This is a genomic window from Streptomyces albus subsp. albus (assembly GCF_000719865.1).
GTDB classification, from domain to species: domain Bacteria; phylum Actinomycetota; class Actinomycetes; order Streptomycetales; family Streptomycetaceae; genus Streptomyces; species Streptomyces albus_E.
This window is the reverse complement of record NZ_JOID01000012.1, coordinates 1-22,425: the sequence shown is the minus strand read 5'-3', so window position 1 is coordinate 22,425 and position 22,425 is coordinate 1. Positions and strand designations below refer to the sequence as shown.

General features: G+C 69.5%; 18 protein-coding genes. 12 read left to right on the top strand and 6 right to left on the bottom strand.

Annotated elements, in window-relative coordinates; all coding sequences use genetic code 11:
- Positions 1 to 111: 111 nt before the first annotated feature.
- Genes IF83_RS0113675 through IF83_RS0113665 form a run of 3 tightly spaced genes read left to right on the top strand, consistent with a single transcriptional unit; the run spans position 112 to position 1,901 of the window.
- Positions 112 to 1,179 carry a S8 family serine peptidase gene (locus IF83_RS0113675; protein ID WP_244177061.1) on the top strand — a complete coding sequence of 356 codons (1,068 nt, stop codon included), beginning with the start codon at positions 112 to 114 and terminating at the stop codon, positions 1,177 to 1,179.
- Between the two features lie 40 nt (positions 1,180 to 1,219).
- On the top strand, positions 1,220 to 1,561 hold the full coding sequence (locus IF83_RS0113670) for a WXG100 family type VII secretion target (RefSeq protein WP_030544423.1): 342 nt from the start codon (positions 1,220 to 1,222) through the stop codon (positions 1,559 to 1,561).
- 46 nt (positions 1,562 to 1,607) lie between these two features.
- Positions 1,608 to 1,901, top strand: coding sequence for a WXG100 family type VII secretion target (locus IF83_RS0113665; RefSeq protein WP_030544422.1), 294 nt, complete (start codon positions 1,608 to 1,610; stop codon positions 1,899 to 1,901).
- A 98-nt stretch (positions 1,902 to 1,999) separates the two neighbouring features.
- Here the strand turns inward: IF83_RS0113665 and IF83_RS0113660 are convergent, their stop codons facing one another.
- The 5 genes from IF83_RS0113660 to IF83_RS0113645 all read right to left on the bottom strand — a co-directional run bounded on the left by IF83_RS0113660 (position 2,000) and on the right by IF83_RS0113645 (position 10,040).
- Positions 2,000 to 2,230 (bottom strand): DUF397 domain-containing protein, encoded by a 231-nt coding sequence (locus IF83_RS0113660; RefSeq protein WP_019710519.1) that lies wholly within the window; start codon positions 2,228 to 2,230, stop codon positions 2,000 to 2,002.
- A gap of 221 nt (positions 2,231 to 2,451) precedes the next feature.
- A complete protein-coding gene (locus tag IF83_RS33720) occupies positions 2,452 to 3,075 on the bottom strand; it encodes a hypothetical protein (protein WP_158711046.1) in 624 nt (207 codons plus the stop codon).
- Positions 3,076 to 3,078: 3 nt separating this feature from the next.
- A complete protein-coding gene (locus IF83_RS0113655) occupies positions 3,079 to 5,388 on the bottom strand; it encodes a hypothetical protein (protein ID WP_030544421.1) in 2,310 nt (769 codons plus the stop codon).
- Between the two features lie 16 nt (positions 5,389 to 5,404).
- Entirely contained in the window at positions 5,405 to 5,833 is a 429-nt protein-coding gene (locus IF83_RS0113650; protein ID WP_030544420.1) for a hypothetical protein, read from the bottom strand.
- Positions 5,834 to 6,056: 223 nt separating this feature from the next.
- Positions 6,057 to 10,040 (bottom strand): type VII secretion protein EccC, encoded by a 3,984-nt coding sequence (locus IF83_RS0113645; RefSeq protein WP_030544419.1) that lies wholly within the window; start codon positions 10,038 to 10,040, stop codon positions 6,057 to 6,059.
- A gap of 162 nt (positions 10,041 to 10,202) precedes the next feature.
- Here IF83_RS0113645 and eccD point away from each other — a divergent pair, with 162 nt between their 5' ends.
- From eccD to IF83_RS0113615, 6 genes are all read left to right on the top strand, one after another.
- Positions 10,203 to 11,672 carry a type VII secretion integral membrane protein EccD gene (eccD, locus tag IF83_RS0113640; RefSeq protein ID WP_030544418.1) on the top strand — a complete coding sequence of 490 codons (1,470 nt, stop codon included), beginning with the start codon at positions 10,203 to 10,205 and terminating at the stop codon, positions 11,670 to 11,672.
- 237 nt (positions 11,673 to 11,909) lie between these two features.
- A complete protein-coding gene (gene rpsO / locus IF83_RS0113635) occupies positions 11,910 to 12,197 on the top strand; it encodes a 30S ribosomal protein S15 (protein WP_019709763.1) in 288 nt (95 codons plus the stop codon).
- 383 nt (positions 12,198 to 12,580) lie between these two features.
- Positions 12,581 to 14,821 (top strand): polyribonucleotide nucleotidyltransferase, encoded by a 2,241-nt coding sequence (locus IF83_RS0113630; RefSeq protein ID WP_030544417.1) that lies wholly within the window; start codon positions 12,581 to 12,583, stop codon positions 14,819 to 14,821.
- A 5-nt stretch (positions 14,822 to 14,826) separates the two neighbouring features.
- A complete protein-coding gene (locus IF83_RS0113625; RefSeq protein ID WP_030544416.1) occupies positions 14,827 to 16,212 on the top strand; it encodes a M16 family metallopeptidase in 1,386 nt (461 codons plus the stop codon).
- 114 nt (positions 16,213 to 16,326) lie between these two features.
- Positions 16,327 to 17,082, top strand: a complete 756-nt coding sequence (dapB, locus tag IF83_RS0113620) for a 4-hydroxy-tetrahydrodipicolinate reductase (RefSeq protein WP_030544415.1) — start codon at positions 16,327 to 16,329, stop codon at positions 17,080 to 17,082.
- Positions 17,083 to 17,087: 5 nt separating this feature from the next.
- Entirely contained in the window at positions 17,088 to 17,540 is a 453-nt protein-coding gene (locus tag IF83_RS0113615; protein WP_030544414.1) for a tetratricopeptide repeat protein, read from the top strand.
- A gap of 162 nt (positions 17,541 to 17,702) precedes the next feature.
- Here IF83_RS0113615 and IF83_RS0113610 read toward each other — a convergent pair whose 3' ends face one another.
- The gene (locus IF83_RS0113610; RefSeq protein WP_030544413.1) at positions 17,703 to 18,251 is read right to left on the bottom strand and encodes a hypothetical protein; all 549 of its coding nucleotides are present in this window, start codon (positions 18,249 to 18,251) and stop codon (positions 17,703 to 17,705) included.
- 186 nt (positions 18,252 to 18,437) lie between these two features.
- Between IF83_RS0113610 and thyX the strand changes: the two genes are divergently transcribed.
- The 3 genes from thyX (at position 18,438) to IF83_RS0113595 (ending at position 22,114) form a co-directional block, all read left to right on the top strand.
- Entirely contained in the window at positions 18,438 to 19,178 is a 741-nt protein-coding gene (thyX, locus tag IF83_RS0113605; RefSeq protein WP_030544412.1) for an FAD-dependent thymidylate synthase, read from the top strand.
- Between the two features lie 177 nt (positions 19,179 to 19,355).
- A complete protein-coding gene (gene dapA / locus IF83_RS0113600) occupies positions 19,356 to 20,255 on the top strand; it encodes a 4-hydroxy-tetrahydrodipicolinate synthase (RefSeq protein WP_030544411.1) in 900 nt (299 codons plus the stop codon).
- A gap of 173 nt (positions 20,256 to 20,428) precedes the next feature.
- A complete protein-coding gene (locus tag IF83_RS0113595) occupies positions 20,429 to 22,114 on the top strand; it encodes a ribonuclease J (RefSeq protein ID WP_030544410.1) in 1,686 nt (561 codons plus the stop codon).
- Positions 22,115 to 22,425 lie beyond the last annotated feature (311 nt).

The following is a 22,425-nucleotide window of genomic DNA, read 5'->3' as shown; positions in this document are numbered from 1 at the left end:
ACACTGCTCGCGACGCTGAGTATCTCCCTTGGGGGCCCTGCCGTGTCGACGGCGGCGGCAGACGATGTGCGCTCCCGTCAATGGCCTCTTGATGCCATGGAGGCGGAACGCATGTGGGAAGTCAGCGCCGGGCAGGGGGTCACGGTGGCCGTGATCGACACCGGTGTGGACGCTTCACTTCCCGAACTGCACGGGCAGGTGCTGCCGGGTAAGAACGTCTCAGAGTTGCGGGGCGGTGCCCACCGGGACACCGACGGTCACGGCACCGCCATGGCCGCTCTGATCGCCGGCACGGGGCGGAGCGGTGGCGTGACGGGGCTGGCTCCCAAGTCGCGCATTCTGCCCGTCAGGACCGGTGCGGGCGTCACGCTGACCAGTGGCAAGGACATGGTGCAGGCGGTGGAATTCGCTGCGACCAGCGATGCGCGGATCGTCAACCTGTCGGTGGCGACGGAGATCCCGTCATCCGAGACGGAGGACATCCACAAGGCGCTGAGAGAAGCGGTAGGCGAGGGGAAGCTCATCTTCGCCGGAATCGGTAACACCGGGAAGAGCGGAAACGCGGCGTCCCTGCTGGCTCAAGTCCCCGGAGTGGTGGGAGTGGCAGCGGTCGACAAGATGGGAAAGGTCGCCGATTTCTCCGCCCACGGTCCTGAAGTCGCCCTCGCTGCTCCCGGAGTCGACATCACCGTTCCCTGCAAGCAGGGCACGGGCTACTGCGATACCGAAGGCACCAGCAACGCCACCGCCATCGCCTCCGCCTCCGCAGCCCTGATCTGGTCCGAGCACCCGGACTGGACGGCCAATCAGGTCCTCCGCGTCATGATGGAGACGGCCGGCAAGCCCGAGACCGGCAAAGTCCCCAGCAAATACGTCGGTTACGGAACCGTCCGCCCCCGCAAGGTGCTCCTGGACAAGGAGGGTGACCCGGGTCCGCCGGCGGTCAACCCCCTGATGGCCGCCCGTGAGCAGCCATCGTCCGCCGGGCCCGGGCCCGATGGCCCGCCGAAGACGGGGACGGCGGACGGGAAGGGCGAGGCCCAGCCGGCCGCGCAGGCCGACGGCAACGGCGGCGGCAAAGCCCTCTGGCCGATCGCAGGCGGAGCGGGAGCGGCGGCTCTGCTCACCGCGGCAGTGCTGCTGGTCCGCCGCCGCAAGGCCCAGACAAAGAACCCCTGATGGCGGCACTCAGCGCTGTCATCGATGAGAAGGAGAACACATGGCAGGGACCAATCTCGCCGTCAACGATGACAACCAACTCATCCTGGCCGGGCGCATCGACGCCTTCCAGCATGAGCTCCAGAACCGCATCAGGTCCCTCAACGACGTCGTGGACCGGATCCAGGCGGGCTGGAAGGGCGCCGCGAGCCAGGAGTACGACTCGGTCCAGCGAGGTGTGAACGAGAACCTCAAGCGGATCCTGGTCCGGCTTGTCCAGTTGGAGGAAGCGATGCGCCTGGGCGTCAAGGGCTTCACCGCGGACGAGCAGGAGCGCGTCCAGCAGCTTCGTCAGATGGGCGAGACCGGCGCGGGCCAGAGCAAGATCCTCGACATGATCTAGCAACTGCCCGTTCCCGCACCAGAAGCACCATCACAGAGGAGAAGACGTGGAAACTGCCGTCAATTACGACACGGTGACCCAGGCGGCCAACGACGTCCGGGTAACCTCCCGGGAACTGGCCGGCAAGCTGGGCGACCTCATGGCGGACGTCACCCGCTTCACCGCCGACTGGCGTGGTGAGGCCGGGCAGGCCTACGCCGAGATCCAGGCGGACGTGGACCTCCAGATGGAGGAGATGACCGGCAAGCTCAAGCTCATCGCCGAGCGCCTGGACCAGTCCGTCGTGGGCTACCAGGACACCGACCGTGGCAACGCGGCCCGCTTCCGGATGTCCATGTGAGGCGCTGACGCGCCACTTCCTGACAACAGTGAGCGGGGCCGGCCGTCCGACGGCCGGCCCCGCTCACTGACCTATCCGCGGGGCGGACGGCTCGCGTCTCAGCGGATGTCGAACTCCCCGTCCCGGGCCCCGAGAACGAAGGCGCGCCATTCGCCCTCGGTGTACCGCAGCACGGTGTCGGGGTCCGCCGAGGACCGCATCGCCACGGCTCCGCCGGGCAGATACGCGATCTCGACCCGCTCCTCCGACTCACTACCCGGAGCACTGAGCCACTCGACACCCGAGATGTCGAGCGCGTACAGCTCGGCCTTCTCCTGCTCATCAGCCATCAGTCCAACTTCCCTTCAGGAACGGCAGCCACGGTCCGCGGCACACGACGCCCCGGACCTGGTTCTACAAGACCGCACGACACTGCCGGCGTCTGGCGGACCGTGGGCTCGGGCAGTCGGGGTCACAGCCCTCATTGTCGTGACGGCGCTTCCCGAGGCTAGTCGGCTACCGCCGCGGTGAGCGCTGGATCGCTGCAGGCGAGACTGGGCGGCCAAGCCGTTCAAGACTCAACTCGAGGGGTTCCAGCGGTCAACCTGGCTTCCTTTGCACAACCCAGTTCTTGTGCCAGCCTACGGGAAACGCTGTTGAGGATTGAAATAGTGGCTGTGCTGAACCGGTCCGGGGCAATCTCTCTCTTTCCGGCCCAGAGTACGCCTTTGACGTACTGATCATCGGGCCCGGCATCGCTGGACGGACAGTGGAAATAGAGACTGGCTCCGTCATCGCTCGTATGGGCGTGCTGCCCGGTTCTGTATGTTATCCACTCATCCTTCTTCCGTGACCCGGAAAACGGCGAACGCCGGCGGAATTCCAATGTGGCCGCGGGTACGCCGTTGGAGTCGGCGGTGTAGATTCTGCAGAACTCGTGATACTTCGCTTCTTCCGGCGCGCGACGAAGCCTATCCGCCAATTGCTTTCGGTGGACGATGTTGGGTACGTCGAAGGTATTGGCTCCGGTCAGCGATTCCAGATGGTGTGCAGCCTTCTTTTCGAGGGTGGCGTCACAAACTTCGCTCGCGGAGTACTCTCCTTGGGTGGGGGAGGGGTCCGCGGAGCACGCCGAGGTGAGGAGATATGTGCACGTTATGGCCAATGTGGCGATTACCTGTCGGGCTGTCGGCATGATTCAATCCCCCTTGTAGGGAGGCTTACCTCGATATTTGTCAGCTTCTGGACCGATTCCTGTGTAAGCATTCTTGAGATCATCGATCAGGTTTTCTTCGTCTGCCATGTCCTCCGCCCGGGGTTTGCCTTCAAAGTACTGCAGATAGGTGTTGGCGATGTCGTTCTCTCCCGCAGTGAAAAATTCATCGCGAGTTACCTGGATGATTTCTGATGGATCATCCTCCGCTTTTTCTGCCGATTTGTCGGCTTGTTGTCCGAGGAAAGTCTTGACGGCTTCTCCGCTGGTTTCGCTCACCAAGGGAACGATTGCTGCACCCGCTGCTCCGGATCCTGGTACGGGAAGACATGCGATTCCAGCACCAACAGCGGTGCCGATGGCGAACTTTGTCCATTCCGTGGATCTTCCCAGTGATTTATTATGCTCTTCCGAACCCTGTGTGTGCTCGCTTGCGGCCTGATTCGCGCGTGCGGCGTCCAGGATCCCCCGCGCTTCGGCGTGCGTATGGAGGACGTCCCTTCCGTGCCCGTAATTCTCATCATTAGTAGCAGGGAATGCCTCGAGGGAGGTGAGTGTGTACACGACCTCCGCCCGCGTCATGTAGGCGTGGGTTGTTTCGTTTTGTCCCATAATGCTGAAGAAATCGATAGTGTTGGTGCGGCCGAATTCAGCTCTCCCTTTATATTTCGCAGGAAAATCGCTCTCATCTTTACCGGCGCTACTGTCGCCGATGCCGGAGAGGGTGTAGTTGAGGTCGTCGATGTAGGCGCTGCCCATTCGGCCGAGGCTGTCCGCCATTTCCGGTTGTTCGTGGACGAGGGAGTTGTCGCTGCCGTAGATGTGGACGACTTGCTCCATGACGGCGGCGGTTTCCGCGCTGCGGCGCTCTTCCACCTGGACGAGCCCGCTCTCACCGGTGAGTTCGGGTGCGTCGTAGGCGTATCCGGTGGTGGCCGCCTCCAGGGCGTGGCCCAGCGCCTTGCGCCCGTGAATCGTGTCGGCCTCACTTCCGGCCCCGGCGTCCGGCGTCCACTCGCGTTCCTGTGTGAGGTAGGCCAGGTGTTTGTTGATCTCCGAGTCGCGGTCGACGAATTCGCCGGCGCCGCCCGGTTGCTTGAAGAACTCGGTGGCGGCCTGCGGGTTGTGGCCGAGTGCTTCCAGGAATCCGGTGACAGGGTCCCGGCCGCGGTCCTCGCCCTCCCCGTAGTTCAGGTCGGTTTCCGTGTTGGCGTAGCCGGTCCACAAGGACCCGGGCCGTTCGTTGTGTTTCTTGTCCAGCTCAAGTAGGGCGTTGCCGTATTCGCGGAGGAAGCCCTTGTCGAACTCTCCCTTACGCATGAGGCTGGACATGACCTGGAAGCCGTAGGGATTGCCGGCGGCGTCGATGCCCAGCCGGTTGTCTCCGAGGGCGATCACCTTCTTCTCCCAGGCCTGCATCTCGGAGCTGGAGGATTGCGTGGCCGACGCCAGGGTGACCGAGAGGTTGTTCTGCACTTCCTCCAGGATCTTCGCCCGTTCGGGATCGGGAGTCCGCTGGTAGGGGTCGGCCAGGTTCGCCCACATCTCGAGGGTCTTCTCCGCCTCCAGTTCCGTCGCCAGGGCTTCACCGAACGCTGTGTTGTTCTTGTGGGCGGCCAGGAGGCTGTTGAAGCGGATGAGCTCCTCCTGCGTCGGGTTCGGCTTGCTCCCCAGTTCGGCTGCCTCCTTGGCGGCCTGTACGGCCAGGGCTTCGGTGGCGTCTTCCAGACTGGAGTAGCTGGTGAAGTTGTGCGGGTCCTTGCCAGTGACGGCCGCCAGGGTCTGGGAGAACCTGCGGTCGTCCTCGGCCGCCTCGCTCAGGACCTTCTTGATGCGGCCGACCATCGCGTCGACCTTTGCCTGCTCCCCGGGTGACTCCTCGGTCAGGAGAGGGGTGCCGACACGGTTCGTTCCCGAGGTGATGAGCGGTTCGCCTTTCGTCGACCGGACGAAGCCTCTGCCGTCGATGTGCAGGTCCTGCCGCGGAGCCTCCTGCACCAATTTCTCCAAGGCTCGTTTGTGCCGGGTGAAGGCGGTGTGGGCGTCGCGGAGGGTGTCCCGCAGCAAAGTGGCCTCCTTCACCGCGTCGTTGAACTCCTTCGCCGTCTTGGTGATGAAGGGCCGGGTGACGCCGGCGTTCTCACCGCGCCAGTCCGCCCGGTCGGCTTTGACGGCCATGACGTCATTGGCCCGCTCGGCCAGGTCCGTGAGCTTCTCGATGGTGGTGGTCCACTCGGTCACTGCTTCGCTCAGGTTCGCGAGCTTGACGCCCAGGACGTCTTCGAAGGCCGGCATGTCGGGGCTCAGCTCCTCAGCGGAAGTACTGGTCGATCTTCGACACGGACAGCTTGGCGACGACATCCCGCTCGTGCTCGTGATGCGCCGTGGTGGAGCCCTCCAGATGCATCTGGATCCGTGCGCAGGCGTCCTTCAGCGTCGACACCTGGCTGTTCCAGGTATCGACCGCGGTTGCCAGCGCGGAGCCCGTCGCGAAGCCGTCCGCCTTGAGGTCGACCGCGGCCGCGTCACTCGTGCCCGACGCGTGCTTCCCCCCGGCGGACAGACCGGCGTAGAGCTCGTAGGCTTCATGGCCGATGCTCTTCAGCTGCCGGGAGCTGAGCGCGAGATCGGCAGCACTGGTGCCGGGCTCACCGCGCCCGGTGCCGTCGTCCGCGCCGGCCAGCCGCATCCGGTTCGCCGCTTCGGCGCGCGCCTGCTGCCATTCCTCGTCGAAACCCATCCTGTCCCCCGGTTGTCGATCGGTCTGTGGTCCTGGCTGTGCAACCCGCTCGCCCAGCGGCGGCACCGCAGAGGTCTGCGCAACTCGCCGGGTGTACAAGGACGTTAGCCACCCCCCGGCAACGTTAGCGAGACGGCGCCCGGGCCCGCACTCACCCGATCGGGTCGCCGTGAGGGCAAGCGTCTGGTCGGCCGCCGACCTGCTCACCGGCGGCCGCCGGTGGTTACCGGTCGGGCAGCCACCCCAGCTGGACCAGTGGGGTGCCGCGTTTGCGCGAGACGAAGATGCCCCGCCCCGGCGGCATCCGCTGCGCGCGGACGTTGCCGAGGATGTCGCCCTCGCCGCGGTCGCCGGACAGGACGACGCCCTGGGCGCCGAGCTCCTTGACGCGCTGCATGAACGGTTCGTACATGCCCCGCGAGGCGCCCGCCGCGTTCCGCGCGATGATGAAGCGCACACCGACGTCGCGCGCGAACGGCAGGTTTTCGACCAACTGCGCGAGCGGATTGCCCGAGTTGGCCGCCACGAGTTCGTAGTCGTCGACGATGACGAAGATCTGCGGCCCGCTCCACCAGCTCCGGTCCCGCAGTTGCTGCGGGGTGATGTCCGGCTTGGGGGCGCGTTTCTCCATCACCGTGTTGATGGCCTCCATGTGCATCTGCATGGACGACGCGATGGGCGCGTACTCCAGGAGATGGCTCTCCGGTACGGCCTCCAGCATGGTGCGCCGGTAGTCGCCGACCACGATCCGGGCCTGTTCCGGGGCGTACCGCTCCGACAACTGTTTGGCGATCAGCCTCAGCAGTGCCGTCTTGCCGGACTCGCTCTCCCCGAAGACGAGGAAGAAGGGGTCGGTCTCGAAGTCGACGAAGACCGGCTCCAGATTCGTCTCGTCGATGCCGATCGCGACACCCAGTCCCGGGTGCTCGAAGCCCTTCGGCAGCCGGTCCGCCGGCAGCTTGCGCGGCAGCAGCCGGACGGCCGGGGCCGGCGGGCCCTGCCAGCTCTCGCGCACGGCCCGCACAAACGCCGCCGTGGCCTGCGACAGATCGTCGGCACCGCCCGCATCCGGACCCTCGGGACCCGCGCCACCGGCGTCGATCCGCGGCAGCGCCGTCATGAAGTGCAGCCTCTCCGGCACCTGGCCGCGCCCCGGGACCCCCTTCGGGACATTCGCGGCCACCTTGCGGTCGAACTCCGAGTCCATGACGTCGCCGAGCCGCAGCTCCAGCCGGCCCAGCATCTGGTCCTTGAGCGCCGCGCGGACCTCCATGTAACGGGAGGCGGTGACGACGACATGGACGCCATAGCCGAGGCCGCGCCCGGCGATGTCCGTGACGACCGCCTCCAGCATGTCGTAGTCCTGCCGGAAAGCGCCCCAGCCGTCGACGAGGAGGAACACATCCCCCCACTCCTCGCCGGGCAGTTCCCCCGTCGCCCGGCGGCGCCGGTAGGTGGTGATGGAGTCGATGCCGTTCGCGCGGAAGAACTCCTCCCGCCTGGCCAGCACACCGGCCACCTCGGCCACCGTACGACGCACCCGCTCCGGGTCCAGCCGCGAGGCGACCCCGCCGACATGCGGCAGGTCGGCGAGGGCCGACAGTCCGCCGCCGCCGAAGTCCAGCCCGTAGAACTGCACCTCGTCCGGTGTGTGGGTGAGCGCGAAAGCGGAGACGAGGGTGCGCAGCAGCGTGGACTTCCCGGACTGGGGGCCACCGACGACGAGCATGTGCCCCGCCGCGCCCGAGAAATCCTGCACCAGCAGTTCGCGCCGCTGTTCGAACGGCTTGTCGATGAGGCCGAGGGGTACGGCCAGCGCGCCCTGCCGTCCGTACCCCAGCGCGTGCAGACCGCGTTCGGCGGACACGGTGAGCGGCGGCAGCAACTGGTCCACCGCCGGCGCCCGGTCCAGCGGCGGCAGCCACACCTGGTGCGCGGGCACACCCTGGCCTTCCAGCCGCCGCACGATCACATCGAGCACCGTGTCCGCCAGCGCCTCGTCGTCCCTCCGCGCCGTCGTCAGGAGCGCGGCGGGGTCGGGCACCGTGTGGACGACGGGCACGGGCGCCGCCGTGAACAGCGCCGGCCGGCGTTCGACCGGCAGTTCGTCCGGGCCCGCGGTGGCCGTCGTCCCGGCCCGGTACGCGCCGGAGACGTACGCCGCCTTGAAGCGCGTCATCTCGTCCGTGCCGAACTTGAGGTATCCGGAGCCCGGCACCGAGGGCAGGTGATACGCGTCCGGTACGCCCAGCGCGGTGCGCGACTCCGCCGCCGAGAAGGTGCGCAGACCGATCCGGTACGACAGATAGGTGTCGAGTCCGCGCAGCCTGCCCTCCTCCAGTCGCTGCGAGGCCAGCAGCAGATGCACACCGAGCGAGCGGCCGATCCTGCCGATCTGGATGAACATGTCGATGAAGTCCGGCTTCGCGGTCAGCAGTTCGCTGAACTCGTCGATCACCAGGACAAGCGATGCCAGCGGCTCCAGGGGCGCCCCGGCGGCGCGCGCCTTCTCGTAGTCGTGGAGGTTGGCGTAGTTGCCGGAGGCGCGCAGAAGTTCCTGCCGGCGCTGCAGTTCGCCGCGGATCGAGTCGCCCATGCGGTCGACGAGCGTCAGGTCGTCGGCCAGGTTGGTGATGACGGCGGCGACGTGCGGCATCTGCGACATGCCGGCGAACGTCGCGCCGCCCTTGAAGTCCGCGAGAACGAAGTTGAGGGTCTCCGAGGAGTGCGTGACCGCGAGGCCGAGCACCAGGGTGCGCAGCAGCTCCGACTTGCCGGAACCGGTCGCGCCGACGCACAGGCCGTGCGGGCCCATGCCGTCCTGTGCGGCTTCCTTCAGGTCGAGCATGACGGGCTGACCGCCCTCGCCGACACCGATCGGCACCCGCAGCCGTTCGGCCTGCGAACGCGGCCGCCAGGTCCGGTCCACGTCCACCGATGCCGCGTCGCCCAGGCCCAGCAGCTCGGTGAAGTCCAGGTTCGCCAGCAGTGGTTCGTCGTCGTCACCGGTGCCCGCGCGCAACGGCGCCAACTGCCGGGCGAGAGCCTCCGCCGCTTCCGGGGGCAGCGCGTCCGGCACCCCCTCGTACGAGGCCCCGGAGCCGGACTCCAGCCGCAGCCGCCCCGGCCGTACGACCACGGACAGACCGCCGCGCTGCTCGTCCAGCTCACCCGCGACCATCTCGACGATGGTCACCCCCTGCAGTCCCTCGGGGGCGGCGAAGACGGAATCCGGCGGCACCATGCCGCCATCCAGGACGACCACCAGATGCGGTTGGTCGAGCAGCGGCCGGCCGTCCCGGCTGAACCGCGGCCGGCCCTCCAGCCGGCCGCCCAGCAGCCGCTCCAACTCGCCCAGGTCGTCGCCGAACAGCCGCTTGGTGCCCGCCCCGTCGACCGAACCGGGCAGCTGGGTGTGGGGAAGCCACTTCGTCCAGTCCCAGCGCGCCACCGCGCCCGGCCCCGCCACCACGGCGATCATCAGGTCTTCCGGCGAGTGCAGCACGGCCAGTTGCCCGATGAGCGCGCGCGCCGTGGCCTGCGCGGACTCCGGTTGCCCGGAGACGGTGAGGTGGTAGAACGCGCGCAGCGACACGGCCATCGGCAGTCCGTCGAGCGTGCCGTGCGCGGCGAGGAAGCGCTGCATGGCACCGGCCGCCAGGGGCTCCAGCTCGTCGACCGGAGCGGTGTCCGGAGCCACCAGCGGCGTCGACAGCTGCTGAGCCCCGAGCCCGACGCGGACCTGGCCGAAGTCCTCGTCCGCGATGCGCCGTTCCCAGACCCGGCCGCCCTCGGCGACCACGGCCCACAGCTGCTCCGGTGCCGGGTGCAGGTACAGCTGCGCTTCCCGCTGCGCCCGTGCCGTCCTGCGCACCTTGCGGCGCGTCTGCGCGAGGTACTTGAGGTAGTCGCGGCGGACATCCGCCACCTGCCCCTGCGTGCCCCGCCGGTAGCGCACCAGCTGCGCGATGACCATCGCCACCGTCGACACCATCATCAGCACGCCCATGATGCGCATGAACGGTGGTGCCTGCGGCATGAAGAAGAACACCACGGAGGAGCCCATGCCGAGCATGGGCAGCAACTGCATCAGCACGCCCTCCTGCTGGCCGCGCGGCAGCTCCGGCGGCGCCTGCAGGCGCACCTCCTCCGTCGGTACCGGCGGCGGCAGGGACCGTGGCGGGCGTTTGACGACGATCTGGCTCACCGGAGCACCAATCCCTCGGCGATGTACGGAAGTTCATGCCGCGCCCCCGTGGCGGCGGCCGTCCCGGGCGACGGTGATCCTACTGGCAGACCGGCACCGGGCGTGCCGGTAGGGTGACGCTGCGCGAAGCGCCCGCAGCAGTCAACAAGGGGGAGAACACAGGTGAGTACGGCCTCCGCGACCGGCTTCTGCCGCGTCACCGTCGTGGCGCCCGACAGCCGTATCGACGTCGCCCTGCCCGACGATATCGCCGTGGCCGATGTCTGCCCGGAGATCCTCCGGCTGACGGGCCAGTCACAGTCCTTGGGCACACCCCCGGGCTACCACCTGGTCCGCCGGGACGGCACAGTGCTGGACAGTGCCCGCTCGCTCGCCGCACAGAAGGTCGTGGACGGGCAGGTGCTCATGCTGCGCCCGTTCGCCCAGTCCCTCCCGCCCGCCGTGTTCGATGACGTATCGGATGCCGTCGCCTCCGCCGTCACCCGCGACCGGCACCGCTGGAGCGACGACCTGCTGCGCGGCGCGGGCCTGGCCGGCGCAGTCCTGCTGCTCGTCCTGATGGGCTTCGTCCTCTGGTACGCCGACCCGGTGCGGCACGACATGCACGGTCTGCCCGGCGTCATCGCCGGAGCCGCGGGCCTGCTGCTCACCACACTCGCGGCAGTGCGCGCCCGGATCTACGGCGACCGGGCCTCGGCCACGGTCCTCGGTCTCGGCGGATTGCCCCACCTGCTGATCGCCGGCACCGGCCTTCTCCCCCCGGAGGCGGGCGAGGGGCCGGGCAGGCTGCAGTTCCTGATCGGCTGCGCCTGCGTCCTGCTGGCGTCTGTCGCCCTGACCGCCCTGTCGCCCAGCGGGGATGCGCCCTTCGTCGCCGCCACCGTGCTGTCGGCCACCGGCACCCTCGCCACCTTCCTGGCCGTCCTCACGGAGGCGTCCGCCACCGACGCGGCGGCCGTTTGCGCCGCCGCAGCCATCGGCGCGATCGCGTTCCTGCCCGGCTTGTCCGCCCGCTTCGCCCGGCTGCCCATCGGCTACGCCCCGCCGCGTGCCGCCGGCGACCGCGAGTTCGACTCCGACCCCGACTCGCTTCCCGAGCCCGAGCCCGTCGACGCCGACGGCATCGCGGACCGGGCCCGTCGCGGACACGAGATGCTGCTCGGCCTCGTCGCCGGCTGCGCGGTCGTCGTCACCGTCTCCGCGGCCGTTCTCGGGTTTTCCGAGTCCTTGTGGGGACAACTGCTCGCACTGTCCACAGGTCTGGCGATGCTGCTGCGCGCCCGGCTCTTCCGCTACACCTCACAGGTCGGATGTGTCCTGGCGGCGGGTCTCGCCGCCCTCGCGCTGCTGGTGCTCGGCCTCGCCCTCAACCCGCCGGCCGGATCGGTCGTGGAACTGGCCGGCGGCGACCGGGCCGCCATGGACCTCCGGACGGTCTGGCTGACGGCGGCCGTCGCCGCGGGCGCGGCCCTGCTGACCGCGGTGGCGCTGATCGTGCCGAAGAAGGGGCTCACCCCGTTCTGGGGACGCTTCCTCGATCTGGCCGAGGGTCTCTTCCTGCTCTCCCTGGTGCCCCTGTGCCTGGCGGTGCTGGAGGTCTACTCCGCGGCACGGAGCATGACCAGCGGCTGAGCCGCCGGCCGCACCGGACGGCCGTTCCCCGGTGTCCCCGGACGGGGCTCCTTCCCCGCGGTCTTCCGCCCGCTTCCATGCTGGTACTGTGGGTCACGGCCTTGTGTACAGGCGTCTCCCGGCATGGCAGTCCGGGGGCGAAGCCGGCAGGCCCGGGCCTCCCGAGTCACGGAAGCTTCCCTGTGAACAAGACCAGGGGCACTCGGCGGCCGACATCCACACCAAGAGGAGTACCGCGTGTCGCTCGACGCCGCTACGAAGAAGCAGATCATGGCCGAGTTCGCGACCAAGGAGGGTGACACCGGTTCCCCCGAGGTCCAGGTCGCGATGCTCACCCGCCGCATCTCGGACCTCACCGAGCACCTCAAGACCCACAAGCACGACCACCACTCCCGCCGTGGTCTGCTGCTCCTGGTCGGCCAGCGCCGCCGGCTGCTGCAGTACCTGGCGAAGAAGGACATCCAGCGTTTCCGCGCACTCGTGGAGCGCCTGGGCATCCGCCGCGGTGCGGCGGGCGCGAAGTAAGACGCCGTGAAGGGAGCGGTTCCCACCCCGGGGGCCGCTCCCTTCGCCGTACGCGCGGTATGCGCCGCATGTCGCCGTATGCGCCGTCCGTGCGCCTGTGCGCCGCGCAGCGCCGGACACCGGCCGGACCACTCCGTCGTGTGACGGAAGCGGAAGCTTTGTAGTCTGGTCGGAACAAGAGAACAACGTATGAGGGGGAGCGCCCACCTCACCGCCGCACCGTCGCCCCAGGCGCCGGTCCTCGGTAGTGGCCGTCGGAGGCAGCCGTCTCCGGAGGCTTCGATCGAAGACCGGCCCGGCCCGCGGAGTGAGCGGCAGGGGCGCTCCACCGCCATCGTCCCCCGCCACACGGGCAGGGGGACGCAGACGAGGAGATTTTCCTGGTGGAGAACGAGACCCACTACGCCGAGGCCGTCATCGACAACGGTTCCTTCGGCACCCGCACCATCCGTTTCGAGACGGGCCGCCTGGCCCGTCAGGCCGCCGGCTCGGCCGTGGCCTACCTGGACGACGACACCATGGTGCTGTCGGCCACCACCGCGTCCAAGAACCCCAAGGAACAGCTCGACTTCTTCCCGCTGACGGTCGACGTCGAGGAGCGGATGTACGCCGCCGGGCGCATCCCCGGCTCGTTCTTCCGCCGGGAGGGCCGCCCCTCCGAGGACGCCATCCTCACCTGCCGCCTGATCGACCGGCCGCTGCGCCCCTCCTTCAAGAAGGGCCTGCGCAACGAGATCCAGATCGTCGAGACGATCATGGCGCTCAACCCCGACCACCTCTACGACGTGGTCGCGATCAACGCCGCCTCCTGCTCCACGCAGCTCGCGGGCCTGCCCTTCTCCGGCCCGATCGGCGGCACCCGCGTCGCCCTGATCGGCGGCCAGTGGGTGGCCTTCCCCACCCACACCGAGCTCGAGGACGCCGTCTTCGACATGGTCGTCGCGGGCCGTGTCCTGGAGGACGGCGACGTCGCGATCATGATGGTCGAGGCCGAGGCCACCACCAAGACCGTCGAGCTGGTCAAGGGCGGCGCCGAGGCACCCACCGAGGAGGTCGTCGCCGCCGGTCTGGAGGCCGCGAAGCCCTTCATCAAGGCGCTCTGCAAGGCCCAGGCCGACCTCGCCGCGAAGGCCGCCAAGCCGGTCGGCGAGTTCCCGCTCTACCTGGAGTTCCAGGACGACGTCCTGGAGGCGCTGACCCACGCGGTCCGCGACGAGCTCGCCCAGGCGCTCACCATCCCCGGCAAGCAGGCCCGCGAGGCCGAGCTGGACCGGGTCAAGGCGCTGGCCGCCGAGAAGCTGCTGCCGCAGTTCGAGGGGCGCGAGAAGGAGATCTCGGGCGCCTACCGCGCGCTGACCAAGTCCCTGGTGCGCGAGCGCGTCATCAAGGACAAGGTCCGCATCGACGGCCGCGGTGTCACGGACATCCGCACCCTCGCCGCCGAGGTCGAGGCGATCCCGCGGGTGCACGGTTCGGCGCTGTTCGAGCGCGGTGAGACCCAGATCCTGGGCGTCACCACCCTCAACATGCTCCGCATGGAGCAGATGCTGGACACGCTCGCGCCCGAGACGCGCAAGCGCTACATGCACAACTACAACTTCCCGCCGTTCTCCGTCGGCGAGACGGGCCGCGTCGGTTCGCCGAAGCGCCGCGAGATCGGCCACGGCGCGCTCGCCGAGCGGGCGATCCTCCCGGTCCTCCCGACCCGCGAGGAGTTCCCGTACGCGATCCGCCAGGTCTCCGAGGCGCTGGGCTCCAACGGCTCGACGTCCATGGGCTCGGTCTGCGCCTCCACCATGTCGCTGATGAACGCCGGTGTGCCGCTCAAGGCGCCGGTCGCAGGCATCGCGATGGGCCTGATCTCCCAGGAGATCGACGGCGAGACGCACTACGTCACCCTCACCGACATCCTCGGTGCGGAGGACGCCTACGGCGACATGGACTTCAAGGTCGCCGGCACCCGGCAGTTCATCACCGCCCTCCAGCTCGACACCAAGCTGGACGGCATCCCGGCCTCCGTGCTGGCCGCGGCCCTCAAGCAGGCCCGCGACGCCCGTCTGCACATCCTGGACGTGATGAACGAGGCCATCGACGTCCCGGACGAGATGTCCCCGAACGCCCCGCGGATCATCACCGTCAAGATCCCGGTGGACAAGATCGGTGAGGTCATCGGCCCCAAGGGCAAGATGATCAACCAGATCCAGGAGGACACCGGCGCCGACATCACCATCGAGGACGACGGCACCATCTACATCGGTGCCGCCGTCGGCTCCGCCGCCGAGGCCGCCCGCGCGGTCATCAACGGCATCGCCAACCCGACGATGCCGGAGGTCGGCGAGCGCTACCTGGGCACGGTCGTCAAGACCACCACCTTCGGTGCCTTCGTCTCGCTGATGCCGGGCAAGGACGGCCTGCTGCACATCTCGCAGATCCGCAAGCTCGCCGGCGGCAAGCGCGTGGAGAACGTCGAGGACGTGCTCAAGGTCGGCGCGAAGGTCCAGGTGGAGATCGCCGAGATCGACCAGCGCGGCAAGCTCTCGCTGATCCCGGTCATGGACGAGGAGGGCGGCGACGCCGCCAAGCCCGAGGCCCAGCCGCAGACGAAGGATGAAGCCGCCAAGTGACCTCTCTGTCCCCTGCGGGCGGATCACACCGCCCGACGGCCCGCACCTCCTCGGAGGGGCGGGCCGTCGGCCGTACCGAAACGCTCCTCCCGGGCGACAACGGCACCGGCACGGTCCGCCGCACCACCCTCCCCGGCGGCCTGCGGGTCGTCACCGAGACCCTTCCGACGGTCCGCTCGGTCACCTTCGGCATCTGGGCGCGCGTCGGCTCCCGCGACGAGACCCCGGCTCTGGGCGGCGCCACTCACTACTTGGAGCACCTGCTCTTCAAGGGCACCGGGCGGCGCAGCGCGCTGGACATCTCCGCCGCGCTGGACGCCGTGGGCGGCGAGATGAACGCCTTCACGACCAAGGAGTACACCTGCTACTACGCGCGGGTGCTGGACCGTGACGTCCCGCTGGCCGTCAACGTCCTCTGCGACATGCTCACCTCCTCGGTCATCGACGCGGGCGAGGTCGAGTCCGAGCGCGGCGTCATCCTCGAAGAGATCGCCATGACGGAGGACGACCCGGACGACTGCGTCCACGACCTCTTCGCGCGCACCATGCTCGGCGACAGCCCGCTCGGCCGCCCGGTCCTGGGCACCGTCGAGACGGTCGAGGGGCTCACCCGCGACCGCGTCGCCCGCTTCTACAAGAAGCACTACGACCCGACGCACCTGGTCGTCACCGCCGCGGGCAACGTCGACCACGACCGGATCACCGAGCTCGTCCACGCCGCCTTCGAACAGGCGGGCGCGCTCTCCCGTACGGACGCGGAGCCGGTCGGACCGCGCTCCGGCAGCCGCGCCGTCCGCTCCGCCGGACGCGTCGATCTGCTCACCCGGAGCACCGAACAGGCCCATGTGGTGCTGGGCATGCCCGGTCTGCCCCGCACCGACGACCGGCGCTGGGCGCTCGGCGTCCTCAACACCGCGCTCGGCGGCGGCATGAGCTCCCGGCTCTTCCAGGAGATCCGGGAGAAGCGCGGACTGGCCTACTCCGTCTACTCCTTCACCACGGGCTTCGCCGACTGCGGCCTCTTCGGCGTCTACGCCGGCTGCCGCCCCGGACAGGTCCACGACGTCCTCAAGCTCTGCCGCGACGAGCTGGAGCAGGCCGCGCTGCACGGGCTGACCGACGAGGAGATCCGGCGGGCCACGGGACAGCTCTCCGGTTCCACGGTCCTCGGCCTGGAGGACACCGGGGCCCTGATGCACCGCATCGGCAAGGGCGAGCTCGTCTGGGGCGACCAGATGTCGGTGGACGACATGCTCGGCCGGATCGCGGCCGTCACCCCGGACGAGGTCCGCCAGGTGGCGCGTGATCTGCTGGGACAGCGGCCCTCGCTGTCGGTCATCGGGCCGCTGGGGGACCGGCAGGCCGACCGTCTCCACGAGGTGGTGGCCTGACGGCCCGCCCGGCCGCGGCGGCACACTGGAGGCCGGCACGTCAGCTCACCGGCCGCCGCCGGCCCCCAGCGGGCCGGCCGGCCGGTTCACGGAAGAAGTGAGGAACAACCCGCCATGAGCAGCAAGCTCCGAGTGGCAGTCCTGGGCTCCCAGGGGCGCATCGGGTCCGAGGCCGTCCGCGCGGTGGAGGCCGCCGAGGACATGGAGCTCGTCGCCGCGCTCGACCGCGACGACGACCCGGTCGCGCTGACCGGGGCGAAGGCCCGCGTCGCGGTCGATCTCACCCACCCCGACGCGGTGATGGGCAATCTGGAGTTCCTGATCCGCAACGGCGTTCACGCGGTGGTCGGCACCACTGGCTGGACCGACGAGCGCCTGGAGACCGTGCGCGGACTGCTCGCCGAGTCGCCCGGCACCGGTGTGCTGATCGCGCCCAACTTCTCCATCGGCGCCGTGCTGACCATGGAGTTCGCCCGGAAGGCGGCCCGGTACTTCGAGTCCGCCGAGGTCGTCGAGCTGCACCACCCGACCAAGGCGGACGCCCCCTCGGGCACGGCGACCCGCACCGCACAGCTCATCGCCGGCGCCCGGCGCGAGGCCGGCCGCGGTCCCCAGCCGGACGCCACCACCACGGCGCTCGACGGGGCGCGCGGCGCCGACGTGGACGGCGTGCCGGTGCACTCCGTACGGCTGCGCGGCCTGCTCGCCCACCAGGAAGTGCTGTTCGGCGACACCGGCGAGACGCTCACCATCCGCCACGACTCCCTGCACCACAGCTGCTTCATGCCGGGAATCCTGCTCGGCGTGCGGCGCGTGGTCTCCGCGCCCGGTCTGACCTTCGGCCTGGAACACTTCCTGGACCTGGACTGACGGCCATGCGCGACAAGATCACCTACGGCGTTCTCGCGGGGGTCCTCTGCGTCTACTTCGTCCTGGCCGGCGGCCGGGGCCTGGCGCTGATCGGGCAGGGCACGGTGCTGACCGTCACCTTCGGCGTCTCCGTGCTGGTGATACCGCTGATCGGCGTCTGGTTCCTGTGGCAGACCACCCGGTTCGCCCGCGACGCGGAGCGGCTCGCCACCGAGCTGGAGGCCGAGGGCGGCCTGCCCGTCGACGAGCTGGTGCGGACCCCGAGCGGCCGGATCGACCGCGACTCGGCCGACGCCGTCTTCGCCCGCCGCAAGGCCGAGGCCGAGTCGGCGCCCGGGGACTGGCGGGTCTGGTTCCGGCTCGCCGTCGCCTACCGCGACGCGCGGGACACCCCGCGCGCCCGGAAGGCCATGCAGCGGGCCATCGCCCTGCACGACGGGCGTCCCGTCCGCGCCTGACACCCGTGCCGCGCCTGCCGGCCCGCCGCCCGCCGTACCGGGAGGCGGGCCGCCGGCGTACCCGGATACCGGTGGGCTCCTTGCGGCGAACCGGTGTCCGGCCCCGCACGGACCCACGGGTTCACGTGCACCGGGAAGACCGGGCCGGTGGGGCCGGGGCGCTCACCGGCCGTAGTGCGCAGCCCAGCCCTCCACCGCGTCCGCGGCCCGGTCGAAGGACCCCGGGCGGCCCAGGAAGTCGGCGTTGTGGTCGGTGAGCAGCGGCCGCAGCGGCTCCTCGCCGCCGGCCGACGCGACCAGCGCCTGGCCCTGCACGGTGCGCGGCAGCCCGAGCCACTTCACCGGCTGCTGCACGGTCCGGACCCGGGACAGCCGCTGCCAGGGCACGGTGCGCGTGGTGAACAGGGACACCTGCCGCAGCCCGTGCGCGCTCACCCACGCGCCCATGCGCAGCACCCGCAGCGCCAGTGCGATCACGACACCGGCCGAGACCACCGCCGTGACCGTCCCGGAGAACGCGCCCGCTAGGGCGACGATCACCGCCGCGACGAGCATGTACGAGGCCAGCAGCAGCAGAACCGCGGCCGCCCCGACCCGCCAGGGGCCGGGGCGGTACGGGCGGCGCCAGCGGTTCACGTCCTGGTGCGGCAGGGCGACGTCGTCCGCGGCCTCGTCGAATGCGCGGTCGGCCGTCAGGAAGGTCAGGGGCACGACTGGTCCTCACTCGTATGCACGCTCGAACAGGCTGTGCCCGGTGAGATTATCGACCTCCACCCGGTCCCGACCACCTCAGGGCCGCCGCCCGCGGAGGACGCCCGCGCGCCGGCGCCCCCGTGGACCGTCAGCCCCGGCCCGTAAGCTGGGCGCCGCCCAGAGACACCAGGGAAGGACCCGACCGTGACCGACGCCCCAGCCGAGACCGCCAAACCGAGCTTCCGCAGCGATGTGACCGTCGAGCTCGTGAAGCACAGCGCCTCCGACACCGACGTGCTGTGGGCCGCCCGGGTCTCGACCGCCGGCGAGCAGTCCCTCGACGAGCTCCGCAAGGACCCGGAGCGCTCCAAGGGGCTGATCAACTACCTGATGCGCGACCGTCACGGCAGCCCCTTCGAGCACAACTCGATGACCTTCTTCGTCAGCGCGCCGATCTTCGTCTTCCGTGAGTTCCACCGTCACCGGGCGGGCTGGTCGTACAACGAGGAGTCCGGCCGCTACCGCGAGCTCCAGCCGGTGTTCTATGTCCCGGGGGACGACCGCAGGCTCGTCCAGGAGGGCCGGCCCGGCCAGTACCGGTTCGTGGAGGGCTCCGCGGAGCAGCGCGCGCTGACCGGCCGGGTGATGGAGGAGAGCTACCGCCAGGCCTATGAGGCCTACCAGGAGATGCTCGCCGCGGGCGTCGCCCGCGAGGTCGCCCGGGCGGTGCTTCCCGTCGGCCTCTTCTCCTCCATGTACGCCACCTGCAACGCGCGCTCGCTGATGCACTTCCTGGGGCTGCGCACCCGGCACGAGCAGGCGGCAGTCCCCTCCTTCCCGCAGCGGGAGATCGAGATGGTGGGGGAGCGGATGGAGGCGGAGTGGGCGAAGCTCATGCCCCTCACCCACGCCGCCTTCAACGCCAACGGGCGTGTCGCACCATAGGTCCCGGATGTCCGGATACGCCGTGCGAGGCGCCCGTATTGCGGGGTTTTATGAGGTTCCTCTAGGGTGAGAAACCGGACCCGGCACTGCCTGAACCCCCGAGCAGGCAGTGCCGGGTTCCACTTCCCGGCTCCCCGAGGGAGCGCCTCGCGGTGCGCTACGAGTAGCGTGGGACCCATGGCTCCGACCTCCACTCCTCAGACCCCGTTCGGGCGGGTCCTGACCGCCATGGTCACGCCGTTCACCGCGGACGGCATCCTCGACCTCGACGGCGCCCAGCGCCTCGCCGCCCACCTCGTGGACGCCGGCAACGACGGCATCGTCGTCAACGGCACCACCGGTGAGTCCCCGACCACCAGCGACGCGGAAAAAGCCGACATCGTCCGGGCCGTGGTCGAGGCCGTCGGCGACCGGGCCCACGTCGTCGCCGGAGCCAGCACCAACGACACCCGGCACAGCGTCGAGCTGGCCCGTGCCGCCGAGGCGGCGGGAGCGCACGGCCTGCTGGCCGTCACCCCGTACTACAGCAAGCCGCCGCAGGAGGGCCTCTTCCGGCACTTCTCGGCCATCGCGGACGCGACCGGCCTGCCGGTGATGCTCTACGACATCCCCGGCCGCAGCGGCGTCCCGATCAACACCGAGACGATCGTCCGGCTCGCCGAGCACCCGCGGATCGTCGCCAACAAGGACGCCAAGGGCGACCTCGGCCGCGCCAGCTGGGCGCTGGCCCGCAGCGGTCTCGCCTGGTATTCCGGCGACGACATGCTCAACCTGCCGCTGCTCTCGGTCGGCGCCGTGGGGTTCGTCTCCGTCGTCGGCCACGTCGTCACCCCCGAACTGCGCGCCCTGCTCGAAGCGCACCTCTCCGGTGACGTCCAGAAGGCGACCGAGATCCACCAGAAGCTGCTGCCCGTCTTCACGGGCATGTTCCGCACCCAGGGCGTCATCACGACCAAGGCCGTACTCGGCCGGCTGGGACTCCCCGGCGGTCCGCTCCGGCTGCCGCTCGTCGAGCTCTCCGAGGAGGAGACCGAGCAGCTCAGGCGCGATCTGGCGGCCGGCGGGGTACAGCTCTGAACATCCGCACATCCGCATGACCGCGCATCCGCGCTACTCCACAACTCCACAACGACACCTAACGCACGTGCACGAATGTCACGCGCGCCACGCCCTCTCCGCCGTGCCCCGCCGCCCGTACCGCGCGCCGGGGCACGGCGGGGGTCACGGACGCGCGTGGTGAGGAGAGTCCTTTGAGTCATCCGCATCCCGAGCTCGGCTCGCCGCCGAAACTCCCCGAAGGCGGCCTCCGCGTCACCCCGCTCGGCGGTCTCGGCGAGATCGGCCGCAACATGACCGTCTTCGAGTACGGCGGACGTCTGCTGATCGTCGACTGCGGGGTGCTCTTCCCCGAGGAGGAGCAGCCCGGAGTTGACCTGATCCTGCCGGACTTCACGTCCATCCGGGACCGCCTCGACGACATCGACGGCATCGTGCTCACGCACGGCCACGAGGACCACATCGGCGGCGTCCCCTACCTGCTCCGCGAGAAGCAGGACATCCCGGTGATCGGTTCCAAGCTGACCCTCGCGCTGATCGAGGCGAAGCTCCAGGAGCACCGCATCCGCCCGTACACCCTCGAGGTGAGCGAAGGCCACCGCGAGCGCATCGGCCCGTTCGACTGCGAATTCGTCGCGGTCAACCACTCGATCCCCGACGCCCTCGCCGTCGCCATCCGCACCCCGGCCGGCATGGTCGTCCACACCGGCGACTTCAAGATGGACCAGCTTCCGCTGGACCGTCGCCTCACCGATCTGCCGGCCTTCGCGCGGCTCGGCGAGGAGGGCATCGACCTGCTGCTCGCCGACTCGACGAACGCGGAGGTTCCCGGCTTCGTACCGCCGGAGCGTGAGATCTCCGGGGTGCTCCGCCAGGTCTTCGCCGGCGCCCGGAAGCGGATCATCGTGGCGAGCTTCGCCAGCCACGTCCACCGCATCCAGCAGATCCTCGACGCCGCTCACGAGTACGGCCGCAGGGTGGCCTTCGTGGGCCGCTCCATGGTCCGCAACATGGGCATCGCCCGGGACCTCGGCTATCTGCGGGTGCCGCCCGGCCTCGTCGTGGACGTCAAGACCCTCGACGACCTTCCGGACCACGAGGTCGTCCTCGTCTGCACCGGGTCGCAGGGCGAGCCGATGGCGGCGCTCTCCCGGATGGCCAACCGGGACCACCAGATCCGCATCGTCCAGGGCGACACGGTGATCCTGGCCTCGTCGCTCATCCCGGGTAACGAGAACGCGGTCTACCGGGTGATCAACGGCCTGACCCGCTGGGGCGCGAACGTCGTCCACAAGGGCAACGCCAAGGTCCACGTCTCCGGCCACGCCTCGGCCGGAGAGCTGCTGTACTTCTACAACATCTGCAAGCCCCGCAACCTCATGCCGGTGCACGGCGAGTGGCGCCATTTGCGGGCCAACGCGGAGCTGGGCGCGCTGACCGGTGTGCCGCAGGACCGCATCGTCATCGCCGAGGACGGCGTCGTGGTCGACCTGGTCGACGGCATCGCCAAGATCGCGGGCAAGGTCCAGGCCGGATACGTGTACGTCGACGGCCTCTCGGTCGGCGATGTGAAGGAGCCGGCCCTCAAGGACCGGCGCATCCTGGGCGAGGAAGGCATCATCTCGGTCTTCGTGGTCGTCGACAGCACCACCGGAAAGATCGTCGGAGGCCCGCATCTGCAGGCACGCGGCTCCGGTATCGAGGACTCCGCGCTCTCCGCGGTCGTCCCGAAGATCGAGGAGGCGCTCGCACGGTCGGCCTCCGACGGCATCGCCGAGGCGCATCAGCTCCAGCAGCTGATCCGGCGCGCGGTGGGCAAGTGGGTCTCCGACAACTACCGCCGGCGTCCGATGATCCTGCCGGTCGTCGTGGACGTCTGACGGTCCGTCGGCGTCAGGGACGGTCGCGACCGGAGCCGATTTGCCTCCGGCCGCGACCGTCCAGTACTTTGGCATCTCCCCCGAACGAGGAACGCCGGGACGCTGTGCGTCCGGAGGTGAATCGAAGCGGTGGAAATCCGGCCCGGAGAAATCTGATAACGTCGGGTCAGCCGAAAGGCAAAGGCCATTCCAACGGCCACTGGAGCGGAATGCGGGCGGGAAAGCGGCCCGGAAAACGTCTGGTAAGGTTGGAAACACCGAAGGGAAGCGCCCGGAGGGCCCGGAGACGGGGCCGAAGGAAGCGTCCGTTC

Bases quoted from the DNA above. Each gene is read 5' to 3' on its own strand.
- IF83_RS0113675 (WP_244177061.1), top strand. From the start codon at position 112: ATGTGGGAAGTCAGCGCCGGGCAGGGGGTCACGGTGGCCGTGATCGAC.
- IF83_RS0113670 (WP_030544423.1), top strand. From the start codon at position 1,220: ATGGCAGGGACCAATCTCGCCGTCAACGATGACAACCAACTCATCCTG.
- IF83_RS0113660 (WP_019710519.1), bottom strand. From the start codon at position 2,230: ATGGCTGATGAGCAGGAGAAGGCCGAGCTGTACGCGCTCGACATCTCG.
- IF83_RS33720 (WP_158711046.1), bottom strand. From the start codon at position 3,075: ATGCCGACAGCCCGACAGGTAATCGCCACATTGGCCATAACGTGCACA.
- IF83_RS0113655 (WP_030544421.1), bottom strand. From the start codon at position 5,388: ATGCCGGCCTTCGAAGACGTCCTGGGCGTCAAGCTCGCGAACCTGAGC.
- IF83_RS0113650 (WP_030544420.1), bottom strand. From the start codon at position 5,833: ATGGGTTTCGACGAGGAATGGCAGCAGGCGCGCGCCGAAGCGGCGAAC.
- dapB (WP_030544415.1), top strand. From the start codon at position 16,327: ATGAGCAGCAAGCTCCGAGTGGCAGTCCTGGGCTCCCAGGGGCGCATC.
- IF83_RS0113615 (WP_030544414.1), top strand. From the start codon at position 17,088: ATGCGCGACAAGATCACCTACGGCGTTCTCGCGGGGGTCCTCTGCGTC.
- dapA (WP_030544411.1), top strand. From the start codon at position 19,356: ATGGCTCCGACCTCCACTCCTCAGACCCCGTTCGGGCGGGTCCTGACC.